This is a genomic window from Fibrella aquatilis, from assembly GCF_017353255.1.
Classification (GTDB): domain Bacteria; phylum Bacteroidota; class Bacteroidia; order Cytophagales; family Spirosomataceae; genus Fibrella; species Fibrella aquatilis.
The window spans coordinates 26,798-43,658 of the sequence record NZ_JAFMYU010000010.1 but is presented as its reverse complement, the minus strand read 5'-3'; the positions used below and the strand labels follow the sequence as shown (position 1 = coordinate 43,658).

General features: G+C 54.6%; 17 protein-coding genes. 8 read left to right on the top strand and 9 right to left on the bottom strand.

Features of this window, described 5'->3' with window-relative positions:
- Window positions 1-134 precede the first annotated feature (134 nt).
- The 3 genes from J2I48_RS13665 (at window position 135) to feoB (ending at window position 4,109) form a co-directional block, all read left to right on the top strand.
- Window positions 135-1,562 (top strand): hypothetical protein, encoded by a 1,428-nt coding sequence (locus tag J2I48_RS13665; protein ID WP_207336024.1) that lies wholly within the window; start codon window positions 135-137, stop codon window positions 1,560-1,562.
- A 96-nt stretch (window positions 1,563-1,658) separates the two neighbouring features.
- The gene (locus tag J2I48_RS13660) at window positions 1,659-1,889 is read left to right on the top strand and encodes a FeoA family protein (protein WP_207336023.1); all 231 of its coding nucleotides are present in this window, start codon (window positions 1,659-1,661) and stop codon (window positions 1,887-1,889) included.
- Window positions 1,890-1,958: 69 nt separating this feature from the next.
- Complete coding sequence (gene feoB / locus J2I48_RS13655) at window positions 1,959-4,109, top strand: ferrous iron transport protein B (RefSeq protein ID WP_207336022.1); 2,151 nt, start codon at window positions 1,959-1,961, stop codon at window positions 4,107-4,109.
- Here feoB and J2I48_RS13650 read toward each other — a convergent pair whose 3' ends face one another.
- The 3 genes from J2I48_RS13650 to J2I48_RS13640 all read right to left on the bottom strand — a co-directional run bounded on the left by J2I48_RS13650 (window position 4,110) and on the right by J2I48_RS13640 (window position 6,930).
- On the bottom strand, window positions 4,110-4,484 hold the full coding sequence (locus J2I48_RS13650; protein WP_207336021.1) for a PIN domain-containing protein: 375 nt from the start codon (window positions 4,482-4,484) through the stop codon (window positions 4,110-4,112).
- Between the two features lie 524 nt (window positions 4,485-5,008).
- The gene (locus J2I48_RS13645; RefSeq protein WP_207336020.1) at window positions 5,009-5,173 is read right to left on the bottom strand and encodes a hypothetical protein; all 165 of its coding nucleotides are present in this window, start codon (window positions 5,171-5,173) and stop codon (window positions 5,009-5,011) included.
- Between the two features lie 254 nt (window positions 5,174-5,427).
- On the bottom strand, window positions 5,428-6,930 hold the full coding sequence (locus J2I48_RS13640; protein ID WP_207336019.1) for an NAD(P)H-hydrate dehydratase: 1,503 nt from the start codon (window positions 6,928-6,930) through the stop codon (window positions 5,428-5,430).
- A 106-nt stretch (window positions 6,931-7,036) separates the two neighbouring features.
- Here J2I48_RS13640 and rplS point away from each other — a divergent pair, with 106 nt between their 5' ends.
- From rplS to J2I48_RS13625, 3 genes are all read left to right on the top strand, one after another.
- Window positions 7,037-7,411: a 50S ribosomal protein L19 gene (gene rplS / locus J2I48_RS13635; protein ID WP_207336018.1), complete on the top strand. Its 375-nt coding sequence runs from the start codon at window positions 7,037-7,039 to the stop codon at window positions 7,409-7,411.
- Between the two features lie 176 nt (window positions 7,412-7,587).
- Entirely contained in the window at window positions 7,588-8,361 is a 774-nt protein-coding gene (gene dapF, locus J2I48_RS13630; RefSeq protein ID WP_207336017.1) for a diaminopimelate epimerase, read from the top strand.
- 161 nt (window positions 8,362-8,522) lie between these two features.
- Window positions 8,523-9,452: a bestrophin family protein gene (locus tag J2I48_RS13625; RefSeq protein WP_207336016.1), complete on the top strand. Its 930-nt coding sequence runs from the start codon at window positions 8,523-8,525 to the stop codon at window positions 9,450-9,452.
- 19 nt (window positions 9,453-9,471) lie between these two features.
- On the opposite strand, the gene J2I48_RS13620 is transcribed toward J2I48_RS13625, so the two are convergent.
- A complete protein-coding gene (locus J2I48_RS13620; RefSeq protein ID WP_229376238.1) occupies window positions 9,472-9,792 on the bottom strand; it encodes a rhodanese-like domain-containing protein in 321 nt (106 codons plus the stop codon).
- 32 nt (window positions 9,793-9,824) lie between these two features.
- A complete protein-coding gene (locus J2I48_RS13615; protein ID WP_207336015.1) occupies window positions 9,825-10,652 on the bottom strand; it encodes an alpha/beta fold hydrolase in 828 nt (275 codons plus the stop codon).
- A gap of 243 nt (window positions 10,653-10,895) precedes the next feature.
- Here J2I48_RS13615 and htpG point away from each other — a divergent pair, with 243 nt between their 5' ends.
- Both htpG and J2I48_RS13605 read left to right on the top strand, forming a co-directional pair.
- The gene (gene htpG, locus J2I48_RS13610; RefSeq protein WP_207336014.1) at window positions 10,896-12,728 is read left to right on the top strand and encodes a molecular chaperone HtpG; all 1,833 of its coding nucleotides are present in this window, start codon (window positions 10,896-10,898) and stop codon (window positions 12,726-12,728) included.
- A gap of 236 nt (window positions 12,729-12,964) precedes the next feature.
- Window positions 12,965-14,008: an adenylate/guanylate cyclase domain-containing protein gene (locus J2I48_RS13605; protein ID WP_207336013.1), complete on the top strand. Its 1,044-nt coding sequence runs from the start codon at window positions 12,965-12,967 to the stop codon at window positions 14,006-14,008.
- Window positions 14,009-14,016: 8 nt separating this feature from the next.
- Here J2I48_RS13605 and J2I48_RS13600 read toward each other — a convergent pair whose 3' ends face one another.
- The 4 genes from J2I48_RS13600 to J2I48_RS13585 are packed head-to-tail and all read right to left on the bottom strand — an operon-like array spanning window position 14,017 to window position 16,861.
- On the bottom strand, window positions 14,017-15,225 hold the full coding sequence (locus J2I48_RS13600; protein WP_207336012.1) for a DUF3570 domain-containing protein: 1,209 nt from the start codon (window positions 15,223-15,225) through the stop codon (window positions 14,017-14,019).
- Between the two features lie 9 nt (window positions 15,226-15,234).
- The gene (locus J2I48_RS13595) at window positions 15,235-15,450 is read right to left on the bottom strand and encodes a DUF4266 domain-containing protein (RefSeq protein WP_207336011.1); all 216 of its coding nucleotides are present in this window, start codon (window positions 15,448-15,450) and stop codon (window positions 15,235-15,237) included.
- Between the two features lie 21 nt (window positions 15,451-15,471).
- Complete coding sequence (locus J2I48_RS13590; protein WP_207336010.1) at window positions 15,472-16,452, bottom strand: FAD:protein FMN transferase; 981 nt, start codon at window positions 16,450-16,452, stop codon at window positions 15,472-15,474.
- Entirely contained in the window at window positions 16,418-16,861 is a 444-nt protein-coding gene (locus J2I48_RS13585) for a thioredoxin family protein (protein ID WP_207336009.1), read from the bottom strand. The genes J2I48_RS13590 and J2I48_RS13585 overlap by 35 nt, the downstream gene beginning before the upstream one ends.

The following is a 16,861-nucleotide window of genomic DNA, read 5'->3' as shown; positions in this document are numbered from 1 at the left end:
ATACGTTGAAATGCCGCTATTGAAAAATAGCGGCATTTTTTATGAACGAATCATGCAATTAATATAATCATACCTTATAATTGAGGCGTTGTTAATGATTACTTTTAGGCACCTATACTCAACTACCACTACTCATGCACAAGCTACTACTGACCGGCACCCTACTCATGGCTGTTGCCGCCACTTGTTTTGCCCAGACCACCTATCAGGCGGGTGTTGCCCAGAAAAGTGTACAGACACTAATTGGCAGCAATCAAGTTTCACTCATCGATCAACGGGAAGGGGCAGCACACAACTATGGCAACATGGCCGTAACGACGCAGTCAGGAATCAGCAGTAACAGGGTCACTATCAATCAGACGGAAGGTTCAGCCTCGAACTACGCCGAAGTAACCCAGGCCGACGATGCGGCGCAGGGCACGGGTGGCAACCTGGCCTTTATCAGCCAAAGTAATAATAGCGGTGCGGGTAACGCCACGGTAACCGTGTCGAGTGCAGAACCAGTCCCCGGCACCCGCGACGGTAACTATGCCTTTGTCCGGCAGGTGGGACATAATACGGTCACCATTGCGCAGGATGGCGGTCTGTTTGGTATCAGCAATGGTAACGTAACTACCGTAGATCAACTTGGGGAAGATCACGCAACGATCACGCAGGGTAACGGATCGTTTGGCAACTCAGTCATCATGAAGCAAGCTCCTGCATCGCCTGGGTTGGCTGGCTGGGGCTACGCAACCATTGAGCAAACAGGTGGACTGACCGGTCGTTCGGAGGGTAATACGGCTACGCTGGAACAGCAGGGACAGGGAAGCTACGGCACTATTAGTCAGAACAACCTGAGCCTCGGCAATAATGCCCATATACGGCAGGTTAGCAATGGCCATATGGGTACGATTATCCAGAGCAATGATGCCCGAAACAACGATGCGCGTATTACACAACAGGCGAATACCCTGAACCAACGGGCACTGATTACGGAGGCAGACAATAGCCATAATAACGTGGCTGTTATTGACCAGTCCGGACTTGGTAGCAATAACGCGCAGATTGACCAGACAAATCACTCAAAAAACAACACGGCTTCGATCGTGCAGGGTCGTACCGGCCTGCTGACCTTAACAAACATGGCCAAGATCAGCCAGTCAAATGCTTACGCCGTTGGTGGATCAGGAGGTAATACCGCCATCATTGAGCAGATTGATGGGACCGTTACTACTACCAACAATAACGCTGAGGTATACCAGGGGCGCAATGCGGCGTCGGCCGGCATTGCCCGTATTGAGGCATTGGGCGTCTCTAGCCAGAACGTTGTTCGTATAAGCCAGCATGACGCCGATAATAGTAGCAAGGTGTATCAGGTGGGTAATAAGCAGGAGGCTACGATCACACAAACGGGGAACCGCAACCTTGTGAAAGGCACGTCACTGGCTGATTTCAGCAATTACGCCACGCAGTATGGGGTTGGTAACACGCTGATGATTAACCAAATGGATGGTCAGACGGCAGGTGTATTCCAGTATGGCACGGGCAATTCGGGCATCATCAATCAGTCGAATAACTAAGAAAACCACCACTACCGCTCGGCAAACAATTCTTGCAAACACAAACTTTAGCCCCTAAACTTGCGTTTGTTTAAATGAAGTCTAAATAAGGATACCATGAGCAACCGCACTGTAGCAGACCTGAAACCTGGCGAAATTGCCCGGATCAAGTCGTTTAGTGACCAATGGGCTTCAATCAAATTGCTTGAAATGGGTTGCCTGCCTGGTGAAGAAGTTTGCCTGCACTGCAAAGCACCCATGGGTGACCCCATCTGCCTCAACGTGTCGGGCTATTGCCTGTCATTGCGCCGGGCCGAAGCCGCCACCATTTTACTTGAAGGGGAATAAGCGTTTGGTGCATCCACCGTGCTCAATTGGGGCAATCTGCGCCAAACGCGGTAACTGTGTACATAAACCTTGGCATCGTCTTCCACACTGGCCCTGATTGGGAATCCCAACGCCGGTAAATCATCTCTCTTCAATCAGCTTACGGGCCTTCGTCAGAAAACGGGCAATTTCCCCGGCGTGACGATGGACAAAAAATCGGGCACCTGCCAGCTCACGCCCACCACGCCCATTACCGTGGTTGACTTGCCGGGTGTGTATTCGATCTACCCCAAGTCGCCCGACGAACAACTCGTTACCGACATCCTGGCTAACCCCCGCCACCCCGATTACCCCGACGTGGCCGTGGTGGTGCTCGACGCCTCGAACCTGCGGCGTAACCTGCTGTTATTCACCCAGATCATGGATCTGCACGTGCCGGTGGTGCTGGCGCTGAACATGCTCGACGTAGCCAAACAGCAGCAGCAGGACGTCAACGCCGTGCGGCTGTCAATGCGGCTGGGTGTGCCCGTAGTGCGCATCAACGCCCGCACAGGCGAAGGCGTTGAGCTGGTGAAAAAAGCCGTATTGCAGCAACTAGAGGAGCCAATCGTGGCCGAATCGCTGTTCTTCGACCCCGAAACCGACCCTGTTCTGGCCGAAGCTCTTGCTGCTGGAAAGCCCGGCCTGCTGGCCGAAACCAAAGCGCAGTATGGCCTCGACAACAGCTACCTGGCCCTGCAATACGTCATTCAGCACGACGGCTTCACGTTCCTAAACCGGCAGCAGCGCGAAGGCCTGGACGTACTAATCGACAGCTACCAGTTCAGCGAACCGGCCTTTCAGGTGCGCGAAACCATCCGGCGCTACGAGCTGATTGCGGGTGTCATTACGGATGCCGTCACCAGCAACCGGCCAGTAGGGCAACCTACGTGGAGCCAGAAACTCGACCGGTTTTTGCTGCATCCGGTCTGGGGGTATGTCATCTTCGGGGCTATTTTGCTACTTATTTTCCAGGCTATTTTTGCCTGGGCCACGCCCTTTCAGGATGCTATCGACGAGGGTATTGCCTGGATCAATGGGTCGCTTAAAGACGGTCTGCCCCCTGGCCCGTTGTCTGACCTGCTCACCGACGGCGTCATTGTTGGCATTGGGGGCATTCTGGTCTTTATTCCGCAAATCGCGCTGTTATTCTTGCTCGTCTCACTGCTCGAAGAGTCGGGCTACATGTCGCGGGTGATGGTGCTGATGGACCGGATCATGCGCAAGTTTGGGTTGAACGGGCGGAGCGTGGTGCCACTTATTTCAGGCGTGGCCTGCGCCGTGCCCGCCATTATGGCCACCCGCGCCATTGCCTCGCGCCGCGACCGGCTCATCACCATTTTGGTCACCCCGCTGATGAGCTGCTCGGCTCGGTTGCCCATCTATACCATCCTGATTGCCCTGGTCGTGCCCGACCGGCGCGTGGGGGGGCTGTTCAATTTGCAGGGGCTAGCCCTCATGAGCCTGTATCTGCTGGGACTGGTGTCGGCCCTGGGGGCAGCGTGGGTATTTAAAAAGCTGCTGAAAACAAAGGAGCGGAGCCTGTTTGTGATGGAGTTGCCTACCTTCAAATGGCCTCGCTGGAATCACGTAGGCCTTACGGTCTGGGAAAGCGTACGCTCGTTTGTGTGGGAGGCCGGGCGAGTTATTCTGGCCATATCCATTGTGCTGTGGGTGCTGGCAAGCTACGGCCCCGGCAACCAGATGGAGCAGGCCGAAGCCCGCGTTCGGCAGCAGCATCAGGGCAAACCCATCACCGACGACGTGGCCAACGCCATTGCCGCCCAACGCATGGAGGCCTCCTACGCTGGTCACTTCGGCCATTTCATTGAACCGGCCATTCGACCCCTGGGCTACGATTGGAAAATCGGCGTGGCCTTACTGGCTTCCTTCGCCGCCCGCGAAGTGTTTGTCGGCACCATGTCGACCATCTACAGCATCGGTGCGGGCAACACCGAAGACAACCCCACGATCCGTCAGCGGCTGCAAAACGAGCGCAACCCCGAAACGGGCGGACCGCGCTACACCCCTGCCGTAGCCTGGTCGCTGCTGGTATTTTACGTCTTCGCCATGATGTGCATGAGCACAATTGCCACTACCTACCGCGAAACCAAAGGATGGACCTGGCCCCTGGTGCAACTCGGCTATATGAGCGTGCTGGCTTACGTCTCGGCGCTAATAACGTACTTGATTCTGAAGTAATTAACCCGTTCTGCCAGGCAGAATCAATACGTCGGTGCCTCGGAGACTACTAAACTTTTCGTCGGCGGTAACGAGTGGTAAACCCGTCTCAATGGCTGATGCACCAACAATGGCGTCCATCAGTTCAAGGCGTGCAGAAAGGCGCACTTTGACGGCCCGGTTTTTAATGGCCGCTGTAAGATCAATGATTGTCAGGTAAGTCAGCAATTCCCGAATGATGGCGCGTTCCGCAGCCTTCATGTCTGGTTTACATTGTAGTTCCATCTCTGTGATCGCCGAGATGAACAACCGCTTTCCAGAAAGCAGTGGGACTACTGTTTCGTCATTTTCCAGAAACCGAATGAGGGCGTTTGTGTCGCAGAAAAGTTGCTCCATTTACTCTTCTCGCCGTAGTTCTCTCTGAAATTCGACAGCATCCTGCCCCCATGTCAGCGCACCGGCGAATCGACTGATATCGAATGGTTTATGTGTCTCTTTTGCTTTGTGCAAAATAGCTTTGACCTGCTTTTGTGCCGTTTTCGGCTTAAGTCGAACGACCATTGTTGGCTGTGCTTTATGAGCGAAGAATAAGTTTAAAGATACGAAACTAACGGCTCTGTCAGCACCATTGCTACCACCTATCGCGAAACCAAAGGCTGGATCTACCCCTTGGTGCAACTCAGCTATATGAGCGTGCTGGCTTACGTCTCGGCGCTGATAACGTACCTGGCTTTGAGTTGATGTCAAACACGAAGACAAAGAGAATTCATAGAGCGCACAGGGCAACCGTATTTTTTCTCCGCGTTCTCCGTGGAACCTCTACGTCTTCGTGTTTAATCGTATCCAAACGAAAAAGCCCGCTCAGAAGAACGGGCTTTTTGCAGGAGTGGAAAGTAGTGCAATAACAAACTATAAAATGCTTAGAAGAGCAGACCTTTGGCCACGAGGGGATAAACGAAATGATACACGATATAGGCAAACAAAGCTACTGTCGTGCCGCCCAGCGCGGCTGTTTGGCCTAAGTCGGCCCGCGATTTGGAGGGGGACTGACTAAGCCGCCACTCGCGTTGTGTGTAATTTCCCATGTTTCTCGTGATTGTTGTTAAGTGAGGCTGTGTGCACAATCACAAGTCAAATTTGGTGCCTGATCGTTAGGCGAGATAGCGTATAACTACGCGATTCGCTCAACTGACAGTAAACTGTTGATTAAGCGGTAGTTAAGTAAGTTGTACGCTTCACAAAATTGCATTATAGACACATGTATTAGTATCTATCTTAGGAAAAAAGTGGCATCAACTGGGGATTTTTTTTCACAATTCTGTAGAAAATCATCACTCCATTACCACGTCCATTGCAGGCTGTCGGTTACGTCAGAGGCGGTCAGACCAACCTCGCCATGTTGCTTGGCAGCCAGATCGCCAGCATGGCCGTGGGCAAAAACGCCCAGCACCGCTGCCTCAACGGGGTCGTACCCCTGAGCCAGCAAGGCCGTTAGTACACCCGTTAGCACGTCGCCGGTGCCGCCGGTGCTCATGCCAGGGTTGCCCGTTGAGTTGAAATGCACATCGCCGTTGGGAAGGGCCACGGCCGTGTGGGCACCTTTCAGCACCACAATCACTTGCTTGCGCTGGGCAAAATCGCGGAGGATTTCGAGCTTGTCGTAGTCGTTCTGCCAGCGCTGAGTGAGCCGTTCAAACTCTTTGGGGTGGGGGGTCAGAATGCTGTTTTCGGGCAACAGACCCATCAGGTCCCGCTGTTCGGCCAGCAGGTTCAGGGCGTCGGCATCTACCACCACGGGCTTGCGGCAGTTGGTGAGCACTTCGCGCAGAAAGCGGGCCGTTTCGGGTGCTTTGCCAATGCCCGGCCCAATACCCACGGCGGCGTAATCGGCCAGGGCGGGACCTTCTACTTCGCTGGGGCCGGTGAGCAGGCGTTCATGCACGTCGGGGCGGCACATGACTTCGGGCACCGCCGTTTGCAGAATGCCGTAGCCGCAACGGGGCACCTGCACCGTGAGCAGCCCTACCCCCGACCGCAGGCAGGCCCGCGCCGCCAGCACCCCCGCGCCAATTTTGCCGTAGCTGCCCACCAGCAGCAGGGCATGACCAAAGGTGCCTTTGTTGGAAAACCGTTCGCGCCGCCGCAGCAGCAGCCGGGCTTCGTCGCGGGTGGTATAATAATACGGTGTCGGCGACTGGTCGATGAAGCGTTGGTGCAGGCCGATGTCGACCACGTGCCACTCCCCAACCGACTTGGCATTGCCCGGCAGCATCATGGCCAGCTTGGGCATCTCGAAGGTTACCGTGTGGTCGGGCGTAATGGTGATCTCGCCCGGTTCGGTAGCTGAGTTGGCGTATAACCCGCTGGCCATATCGACCGACACTACGCAGGCCGGGGCGCGGTTGATGGCTTCGATAACGGCCCTGACAATGCCCTCGGCCGGCCGCGAAATGCCCGAACCCAGGATGGCGTCGATCACCACATCGCTATGGCGCAGGGTGGGAATATCGCCCCCATTTTCGATGTAGATGGGGTTGGTAAGCAGTTTGAGGCGGCGGTGGTTATGCGCAAAATCGTCAGACTCTCGTGGGGCATAGCGTACCACAAATACCTCTACATTATAGGCTGCCTGAATGAGCATCCGGGCAATGGCCAGGCCGTCGCCGCCGTTGTTGCCTAGTCCGCAGAAGACCTTAACGGCGGTTTTTGTGTCGTAATGGGCCATAAACCAGTTGGTAAAGGCCTGCGATGCCCGCTCCATGAGCTGAATAGGGGCAATGGGTTCGTTGAGTATGGTGTACTGATCGAGTTGCCGAATCTGGTCAACGTCAAGGATTTTCATGCGGCTGTGTCAACTGTATTCGACAAAACTATTTTCTATGACTGAATAAACTACTATCTTTGCGCCTCGATTTAGAAAATCTTACCTGCGATATACGATTACGGTCATGAGTGAGCTGATTAAATTAGTGGAAGCCGACAACGCCCAGCGGCGCACCGAACTGCCCGTATTTCGGGCCGGTGATACGGTCAATGTACACGTGAAGATCCGTGAAGGCGCCAAAGAGCGTATCCAGATTTTCACCGGTACGGTAATTCAACGCCGCAACCCGAATACGGGTGGTGAGACGTTTACGGTACGTAAAATTTCAAACGGTATTGGTGTAGAGCGCATTTTCCCGCTGCTGTCGCCCAACGTTGATAAGATTGACGTAGTACGTCTGGGCAAAGTACGCCGCGCCCGGTTGTTCTACCTCCGTGGTCGTCAGGGTAAAGCTGCTCGTGTGAAAGAGCGTCTGCCCAAAGCTGCCAAAGTAGCGTAATCTTTCCCTTAGCTGGAACACAGAAAAGGCTACCCTAGGGTAGCCTTTTCTGTGTTCCAGCTAAGGGAAAGATTAGTTCAACGTCCAAGGTCTGATGTCCAAGGTTGCTTCGCATACGGTACTCTAAGCGCGAAACCACCTTGAACATTAGACCTTAGACCTTAGACCACCTTCTCATGACCTTCTTCAAATACCAGGGCACCGGCAATGACTTTGTGATGATCGACGACCGGGCGCGTACGTTTCCGTCGGCTGACCAGGCACTGGTAGCGCAGCTGTGTCACCGGCATTTTGGCATTGGAGCCGACGGCCTGATTCTCTTGCAAACTGCTCCTGATGGTGCGTTGACGATGGTGTATTTCAACGCCGACGGGGCCGAGGGCAGCATGTGTGGCAACGGGGGGCGGTGCTTTGTGCGCTTTGCCCATGACCTTGGCCTCATCACCGACCAGGCCCGGTTCATGGCCGTCGATGGCGAACATGAAGCGGAGGTGCGGGGCACCGACATTCACCTGCGCATGAGCGACGTAGCCAGCCTGGAACACCATACGGCCTTCAGCTTTCTCAACACCGGATCGCCCCACGTGGTGCAGTTTGAAGCCGACGTAGCCAGCCTCGACGTGGTGGCGGTGGGCCGTCCCATGCGCTATGCTGCCCAGTTTAGCCCCGGTGGTACCAACATCAATTTCGTAGAAACGCAGTCTGACCAGACGCTGTTTGTGCGTACGTATGAGCGCGGCGTGGAAGACGAAACCTATTCCTGCGGTACCGGTGTGACGGCCGCCGCCCTGGTAGCGCACATACAACTGAACCTATCCAGCCCTGTGGCCATCCGCACGTTGGGGGGCAACCTGCGCGTAGCCTTTACCGCTCAGCCCGGTGGTGGTTTCACCTCTATTTACTTAATCGGCCCTGCCCAGCGTGTCTTCGAGGGAGAAATAACCGTTTAGCCGTTGGCTGAGTTAAGAGAAGCAAGAAGTAAGAGGCAAGAGGTAAGAAATGAGAGGTCAAAGCTGAGAGATAAAATTGACCAAAATAGTCTTTTGGGTCTCACCTTTTACGTCTCGGTTCTTGGCTCTTGCTTCTCATTTCTTGCTTCTCCCTTCTCAACGTGATTATCTACCAAAAAGACGACTGGTTTCAGGCCATCTGGCATTTCCATTCGGGGCGCACGGCCCTGTCTATTTTCAAGCGGCTGTCCTGGGTACTCGCCTACCTGATTGTTGTTACCATTGTTGAACTGCACTACGCCGACCTACGGCTGAAGAATACGCCGGGCGAGTTTTTATCGGGCATGGGTATTTTGCTGAGTCTGATGTTGGTGTTTCGTACCAATACCGCCTATGATCGCTTTTATGAAGGCCGCCGGGCGTGGGGCACGCTGGTGAACACCAACCGTACGCTGGCTACGTACCTCAATGCGCTGCTACCTGCCACCCGCCACAACGACCGCTTGTTTTTTGCCAAAATGCTTTCGAACTTCTCGTTTGCCCTCAAAAACCACCTCCGCAACTCGCGTGACCTGACGGAACTGGAAGACGCCGACGGTCAGCAGCTAAGCACGCTGCAACATTACGACCACCTCCCCAACGGCATTATGGCGCAGATACAGGTGCGGAAGCAGCAACTCTACACCGAGGGGTTAATTACTGATTCGCAGCTTATTAGCCTGGACAGTATGCTGTCCGTTTACCTCGACGTGTCGGGCATTTGCGAGCGGATCAAGAGTACCCCCATTCCGTTTTCATACAGCTTTTTCATCAAGCTGTTTATCCTGCTTTATGTAGGCATCATGCCATTTACGGTGATCGACGAGTTTGGGTATCTAACCATTCCGGCCGTGATGGCGGTGTCGTATGTGTTGGTGGGGCTGGAGATTATTGGTGAAGAAATTCAGCAACCCTTTGGCACCGAGCGTAACAACCTGCCCTTGAATCAACTGTCGCGTATGATTCGACTTAACATTCACGAAATCATGCAGTTATATATGCCTCCTGTAGAAAAAGACGCTGCTAAACCGGCGTTTTTAATCGTTGACTAAAAAGCAATCTACAGTTTTGTTACCCTTCGCTCTCCACGATCCCCCCCGCCAGGTGGTAGAGCGTTTTCTCCCGAAACTCGGGTTGGCGGAGCAAGTCTTTGGCGGCCACACGGCTACGGACGCCGTTGGTACATATCACGAGTAGCGGGTTGTAAGGCAACAGTTCGTGTCGTCGGGTGCGGATGTCGGGCAGGGGTATGTTGGTACCACCTAAATTGAATTCATCAAATTCCCACTCATCGCGGACGTCAACAACCACCGCGCCGGGTTGCTGACGCAACCGGTGAAACTCGGCCATCGATATGTCGGCGAAAGTGGGTAGAGCAGGAGCAGCAGCCATAGTGCTGAAACAGCCCATAGCGCCTGCCGGTTTCAGGCAGCGGCTCCAATACCCACCAGAAACTGCCTGATGGCGGCGTTGACGGCATTGGGTGCCTCCACGCTCGACGTATGGCCAGCCTCTGGAATGGTCATCAGCAGTGAGCCTGCTATTTTTTGGTGAATCCGGTGAGCTTTGGCGGGCACGGTGGCCACATCCTCGTCGCCGACAATGACCAGGGTAGGGCAATGGATGGCCCCCAATTCGTCGTATACCCCCCGACGCGTAATCACTCCCTCAACGGCTTTGGTTATGGACGGGCGATTCTTACGAAGTTCGGCTTCCCAGCGTTTTCGGTCGGCAAGGCGGGCGGGGTCATGCAGGAATGTGCGGCTAAACATAATTCTCATCACGGGTTTTACCACCGCCCAGATACCAATGTAGCGCACCATGGTATTTAGCAGGGTGTATTTGACCCGGTTCTCTTCCGGCTCAGGATCGGCCGATGTTTCGAGCAACATCAGTGATCGCAACAAATCGGGCCGGCGGCTAGCCAGACGCATGCCCACAAAACCACCCATCGACAGCCCGGCAAAATGGCAGGGACCAAGTTGCAGGCCTTCAATCAGCGCTACGGCATCGGCATAGACTGTCTCCATATCGTAGCCGTTTGTCGGCGCACTGCTCTGACCCTGCCCGCGGTGGTCGTAGGTAACTACCCGATACCGGCTTTTAAAAGCCAACACCTGATCGATAAACATGCGGCCACTCCACAGCAGGCCATGCGAGAAGACAATTGTTTCGGGATTAACCACCAATGGGCCGGGTTCGTGGATCTCGTAAAAGAGATCAACCCCGGTGGGTGTGGAGAAAATAGGCATATATAAGGCTGTTTTAAGCTGTATTGACTGTATAAACTTTGGAAAATAATGGCTTAATATACGACGCCCAGTTGCCTTTAGATTGAGTTTTTCTAATTAAAAGGGTTACGCAACAACACGTCGTTTTCTGTCAATCTGACAGATTATACTTGTCTGGAACGCCTTTTGGTGGCCCCTAAGCAGACATTAGGCAGCGAACTAGTAGTCGCTCATTCACTCTTTATCTCTTTCACTCTTTCGCTTATGGAAGCCGTACAAAACGAAAAGGGGCAGATCTCGATCCATACCGAGAACATCTTTCCGATCATCAAGAAATTCCTGTATTCCGACCACGAGATTTTCCTGCGGGAGTTGGTCAGTAATGCCGTTGATGCCAGCCAGAAACTGCAAAAACTGGCTTCATATGGCGAATACGGCGAAGAAGTTGGTGAGCTGAAAATCACCGTGGCCCTCGACGAGGAAGCCAAAACGATCACTATCAGCGACCGGGGTATTGGCATGACCGCCGATGAGGTGAAGAAGTACATCAACCAGATCGCGTTTTCGGGCGCCACTGAGTTTATTGAAAAATATAAAGACAAGAACACTGGTGAGGAGACCAACATCATCGGTCATTTTGGCTTAGGATTCTACTCGGCGTTCATGGTGTCGGAAAACGTGGAGATCGTCACAAAGTCGTACCGCGAGGGGTCGCAGGCCGTGCGGTGGGTGTGCGACGGTTCGACGGAATACGAACTGAGTGAGGCCGACAAAGCCGAGCGGGGTACCGACATCATCCTGCACATTGCACCTGATTCAGAGGAGTTTCTGGACAAGGGCCGCATCCGGGGCATCCTGGAAAAATATGGCCGGTTCCTGCCCATTCCCGTTGAGTTCGACGGGGCCGTTATTAATGATGCCACACCGATCTGGACCAAATCACCCTCGGAACTAAGCGACGACGACTATCGGACGTTCTACCGCGAGCTGTATCCCATGAGTGAGGAACCCCTGTTCTGGATTCACCTTAACGTAGACTATCCCTTCAACCTCACGGGCGTACTTTATTTCCCGAAACTGGCCAACGACAAGTTCCAGATGAAGCGGGAGAAAATTCAGCTTTACAGTCGGCAGGTGTTTATTACCGACGAGGTGAAAGACGTGGTGCCCGACTTCCTGATGATGCTTCACGGCGTAATCGACTCGCCCGATATTCCGCTCAACGTGTCGCGCTCGTTTTTACAGGCCGACGGCAACGTGAAGAAAATCAATGGCTACATCACCCGCAAAGTGGCCGATAAGCTGAACGAGATCTTCCAGAACGACCGCGCCGGTTTCGAGCAGAAGTTCGACGACATCGGGCTGTTTATCAAGTACGGCGCCATCAGTGACGAGAAGTTCTACGAGAAAGCGAAAGACTTCGCATTGGTGAAAAACACTGAGGGTAAATTCTTCACCATCAACGAGTACCGCGAACACATACAGGCCAACCAGACGGACAAAAACGAGCAGGTGGTCCTCCTCTACACCACCGACCGCAACCAACAGGATGCCTACATCGACTCGGCCAAACGCCGGGGCTACGACGTGCTGCTGATGGATACCGTCATTGACCCGCACTTTATCAACGCGCTGGAATACAAGCTCGAAAAGACCACCTTCAAACGCGTGGATGCCGACACCCTCGACAAGCTCATCGACGCGGGTATCAGCAACGAGAGCGTACTTTCCGACGATGACAAAACGAAGCTGAAGACGGCTTTTGAAGAAACGCTGAATGATAAGTCGCTGTCTATCAGCGTTGAATCGCTCCCCGCCGACGAAATGCCCGTGTCAATCACGATGCCGGAGTTCATGCGGCGGATGAAGGACATGTCGGCGCTGAGCGGCGAGGCCAACATGTTTGGTAACATGCCCGGCGGCTATAACGTAGCCATCAACGCCAATCACCCGCTGGCCCAAAAGGTGTTGTCGCTGGAAGGAGAGGCGCAGCAAAAACTGGCCAAGCAACTCTACGACCTGGCCCTGCTGGCGCAAAACCGCCTCACCGGCCCCAGCCTCACGGCCTTCGTGAAGCGCACGGTGGAGGGGTTGTAGGGAAAGGAGGAAAGGGAATAAAGGGAGGAGGGGGAGGAAAGGGAGCTTCGCACACTAGCTTATGACTATAGCGCGAAGCTCCCTTTCCTCCCCCTCCTCCCTTTATTCCCTTTCCTCCTTTCCTCCTTTCCTGCGTTCCTCCCTTTCCTCCCCCTTTTCCAACCCTTCCTCCTTTCCTGCGTTCTTCCTTTCCTCCTTTTTCCATTAACTTTATCAACGAAAAGCATACCTCTTGCATGAAAGCAAAAATCCTTGTCGTTGATGACGAGCCGGACCTGGAGCTGCTGATCAAGCAGAAATTTCGGAAACAGATTCGGGAACAGAAATACGAGTTTTCGTTTGCACATAATGGTGTCGAGGCCCTGACCATATTGCAGCAGGAACCCGACATGGATGTAGTACTGGCCGACATCAACATGCCCGAAATGGACGGGCTGACTTTGCTGGTGAAGATGGGTGAGATGAACCCATTGCTGAAGGCCGTAATGGTATCGGCCTATGGCGACATGGAAAACATTCGGATGGCTATGAACCGGGGGGCCTATGATTTTGTCACAAAACCAGTCAATTTCGAGGACCTGGAGCTAACCATGCTCAAGACCATTCAGCACGTGAGTGACCTGCGGCAAACTGTACAGGCGGTGAAGGAAAACAATATCCTGCGCATGTATGTAGACGAGAGCGTGCTGAAATTCATGACCAAGTCGGGGTTTGAACAGTCGCTGACGGCCTCCGAAACCATCAACGCCAGTATTGTTTTTGTCGACATCTGCGGGTTCACAGCCATTGCCGAACGCGAGACACCAGCCACGGTAGTGGCCCTGATTAATAAGTACTTCGACGTGATGGTGAAGGAAATTATTGCCCAGGGCGGCTACGTAGACAAGTTCATGGGCGACGCCGTCATGGCCGTTTTCCAGGGTGAGTACCACCTCGACAAAGCCATTGAAACCTGTTTGTCGATACGCACGCAAATCCAGACCATTAAAGAAGAACTGTCGGGTAAGCCTTACCAGCCCGAAGTCTCTATCGGCATACACAGCGGCGAAGTGGTGTCGGGCAATATCGGCTCCGTTACCCTGCGCCGCCTCGACTACACCATGATCGGCGACGTGGTCAATACGGCTTCGCGCCTGCAATCAACAGCCCAAGGCGGACAAATCCTGATTACCGAAGCCTGCTACGACATCGTGAAGGAGTCATTTCACTGCGAAAGCGTAGGCGAACACAAGCTCAAAAACAAAAAAGCCCCCGCCAAGCTCTGGAATGTCATGGCGTAGGGCCGAAATTACTTCACTTTCACCAGCAACGTCAGACTATTGGCTACCATGCCGGTGCTGCGCGTGTAGTGGCCATAGCGCAGTTCCAGCGCGTTCCAGGCGCGGATGCCCAACACGCCACCCGGCGGGGCCATACGGATGCCGGTTCCAATAAACTGTGTGCTGATGTTGCCAATATCGTAGTCGCTCGTGTGGTAGAGCAGGTTGGGGTCGTGCCCACCGTAGGGCCGGAAAAAGGAGACCGCCGTTTGGGTGTGGAACCGGTAAAAAGGACTAATCGACAAAAACGGCGTGAGTTTCACGGGCACTTCCAGGTTGGCCGTGTGCGCCTGCATGCCCCAGTCGTCGACGTAGAACCGATAGAACGAACGGATGATAACGCGGTCGCCGTAGAAATAGTTGGCCCTCAGGCCAATAGGTAACTTCAGGCGGGTGCCCGGCAGGCGTTCAATACGCTCCGAACCGTCGGTGAAGTAGACGCGATGGAAGGGCGTGCTAAGCAAACCCTGCTGCAACGACGGCTCCAACACCACCAGTAGTTGCAGCCGCTTATTCACCACCTGCGACAGCGACAGGGCCATGTTAAACGAATTCCGGGGTTTATAATCAACCCCCGCGCGGTCGTTATGCGCGCCGGAACCGTAGTTGGCCGGGCGCAGTTCGCTGGGCAAAATAGCTTTCCAGGTATCGAAAAAGGCACTTCCCCGCACACTCACCTCCCGATTATTATCGGCCGATGTTTTAGAAACCTGCGCCGTAAACCCGTGCGACTGGTAGTCGTACTCACGTGAATAGGAATACCCCAGACTTCGGGAAATCCGGGTGCGCGGGTCGGCCACGCGCCAGGTGACGGACGGGTAGAAATGGATATCGCTCTTGGAGGCCGACGAGATCGTGAGCGGGTCGATATTGTCTGACGACGCCGAGGTGTAGTAGTCGATGTTGGCGTCGATGCTGAGCGTATGGACTCGGTTGAAGCGGTCGATTTTGCTCAGTACCAGATCGAATGAGTTGGCGTAATTAGTGAGTTTTTCGGTGCCGATTCCGCCCGTCACGGCTGAATTGTTGCCTTCCTGGTGGTAATAGTTCGATACAAAATTGATCTCTTCGATCTTGAGCTGCCGGGCTTCATAGCCCGTTTCGGCGGCGGGCTGGGTTTGCGCACGGCCCACCAGACCCGCCAGCAGGAGGGCTACGGTAAGGGTAAATTTCTTCATCGCGTCGGCCTAGTTACACCCACAGCCACCACTGCTCTTGCCGCCGTTGGCCCCCGACGGCCCTTCGCGGTAGAGGTAGAAACCGGTCTCGAATTTCTCGGCTTTCCGCGCCGACAGCTCCATCTCCGAATCGTTGATTCGGCTCTTCTGGTACTCTTTAACGGTCATGCAGGAGGCTAGACTCAGGCACACTAATACGGCAAGCAGACTACGTGTTATGTTCATATTGTTGTGATTATCAATTGGTTAGGTGAGTTTCATATTTTTCGATGTGAACAGCCGGTCGTGTTCATCTACGATCACACAGCCCACGTGGGGAAGTTGGTTAATCAGGTGCAGGCCCACGCGGGTACCCATTACCATCACGGGCGTAGCCAGGGCGTCGGCCAGTTCGGCGTTGGGGGCCAGGATCGTCACGCTCTTCAAACCCGAAATAGGGTAGCCCGTGCGCGGGTCGATGGTGTGGGCGTAGCGTTTGCCGCCAATGACCACAAACTTCTCGTAGTTGCCCGACGTAGCCACGGCCAGGTTGCTGATGCACAGGTGCGAAAACGCCTGCGTGGCGGTGTGGCTGGTGGCGGGCGTGGGGTCGGCAATGCCAATGGTCCAGGGCTGCCCGTTGGGTTGGTGGCCCCAGGCCGTGAGGTCGCCTGCCGCGTTGACCACGCCGTTTGCTACCCCCTGCTGCTGCATGATGGCCTTGGCCCGTTCGGCGGCGTAGCCTTTGCCAATGCCGCCAAAGCCAATGCGCATACCGGTTTCGGTCAGGAAAACGCTGCTGTCGGCGGGGTCGAGGCGCACGTTGCGGTAGTTGATCAGCCGCACCAACTGCCGGGCCGTTTGGGGATCGGGCAGGGCGGTGAGTTGTTTGTCGAAGTTCCACAGCCGCTTGTCGATACCCCCGTAGGTGATGTCAAACGCCCCCTGCGTGAGTGCCGACAGCCGCAACGACCGTTCGACCAGCGCGTATACCTCCGGGCTGACAGGCACTGGCCCGATGCCCGCCCGTGCGTTGATGCGGTTGGTTTCGCTGGCTTCATCGAACGTAGTCAAGAGCCGTTCAACTCGGCTTATTTCGGCTACGGCGGCGTCAATTCGCGCTTCGGCCCAGGCACCGTCGTTGGCGGTTACTACGCTGATTTCAAAGCGGTTACCCATCAGTCGGAGTACGCGCCGATGCAGCGTAAGGGCGTCAGTGAGTGGCGAGACGGGCAGCGTCGAGGTCATCGCGCAGGGTTTGCAGAGTGAGCGAGGCGGGGTAACCGGTCCAGGTTTTCAGCACCTTTCCCTCGGCGGAGAGCAGCACCGTAAAGGGGAATTTGCCTTCGGGGTTATAGCGTTCGGCCAGGCTCTCGTTATGCGCCGTTTGCCGGGCGTCGAGTTGGTTTTTGGCCGCCCGTGGAAAGTCGGCCCGCACCAGCACAAGCTTATCGGTGGCGTATTGAAGGAAGGCGTCTGAATCCAGGATTTCTTTTTTCAGCTTAATGCACGGCCCGCACCAGTCGGAACCCGAAAAGTTGAGCAGAATGAGCTTGTGGGCCGTGGTAGCTTCGGTTTTGGCCTGCTCGAAATTGGTCAGCCAGGCGGATGAACCCGTTGATAGTAAGAGTGTTACGACAAGAATGAGCGTTTTCAT

Coding starts and splice junctions, on each gene's coding strand:
- J2I48_RS13650 (WP_207336021.1), bottom strand. CDS start 4,484: ATGGAGCAACTTTTCTGCGACACAAACGCCCTCATTCGGTTTCTGGAA.
- J2I48_RS13660 (WP_207336023.1), top strand. CDS start 1,659: ATGAGCAACCGCACTGTAGCAGACCTGAAACCTGGCGAAATTGCCCGG.
- dapF (WP_207336017.1), top strand. CDS start 7,588: ATGACCTTCTTCAAATACCAGGGCACCGGCAATGACTTTGTGATGATC.
- J2I48_RS13665 (WP_207336024.1), top strand. CDS start 135: ATGCACAAGCTACTACTGACCGGCACCCTACTCATGGCTGTTGCCGCC.
- J2I48_RS13615 (WP_207336015.1), bottom strand. CDS start 10,652: ATGCCTATTTTCTCCACACCCACCGGGGTTGATCTCTTTTACGAGATC.
- J2I48_RS13605 (WP_207336013.1), top strand. CDS start 12,965: ATGAAAGCAAAAATCCTTGTCGTTGATGACGAGCCGGACCTGGAGCTG.
- rplS (WP_207336018.1), top strand. CDS start 7,037: ATGAGTGAGCTGATTAAATTAGTGGAAGCCGACAACGCCCAGCGGCGC.
- J2I48_RS13590 (WP_207336010.1), bottom strand. CDS start 16,452: ATGACCTCGACGCTGCCCGTCTCGCCACTCACTGACGCCCTTACGCTG.
- J2I48_RS13585 (WP_207336009.1), bottom strand. CDS start 16,861: ATGAAAACGCTCATTCTTGTCGTAACACTCTTACTATCAACGGGTTCA.
- J2I48_RS13620 (WP_229376238.1), bottom strand. CDS start 9,792: ATGGCTGCTGCTCCTGCTCTACCCACTTTCGCCGACATATCGATGGCC.
- J2I48_RS13595 (WP_207336011.1), bottom strand. CDS start 15,450: ATGAACATAACACGTAGTCTGCTTGCCGTATTAGTGTGCCTGAGTCTA.
- J2I48_RS13640 (WP_207336019.1), bottom strand. CDS start 6,930: ATGAAAATCCTTGACGTTGACCAGATTCGGCAACTCGATCAGTACACC.
- J2I48_RS13645 (WP_207336020.1), bottom strand. CDS start 5,173: ATGGGAAATTACACACAACGCGAGTGGCGGCTTAGTCAGTCCCCCTCC.
- htpG (WP_207336014.1), top strand. CDS start 10,896: ATGGAAGCCGTACAAAACGAAAAGGGGCAGATCTCGATCCATACCGAG.
- J2I48_RS13600 (WP_207336012.1), bottom strand. CDS start 15,225: ATGAAGAAATTTACCCTTACCGTAGCCCTCCTGCTGGCGGGTCTGGTG.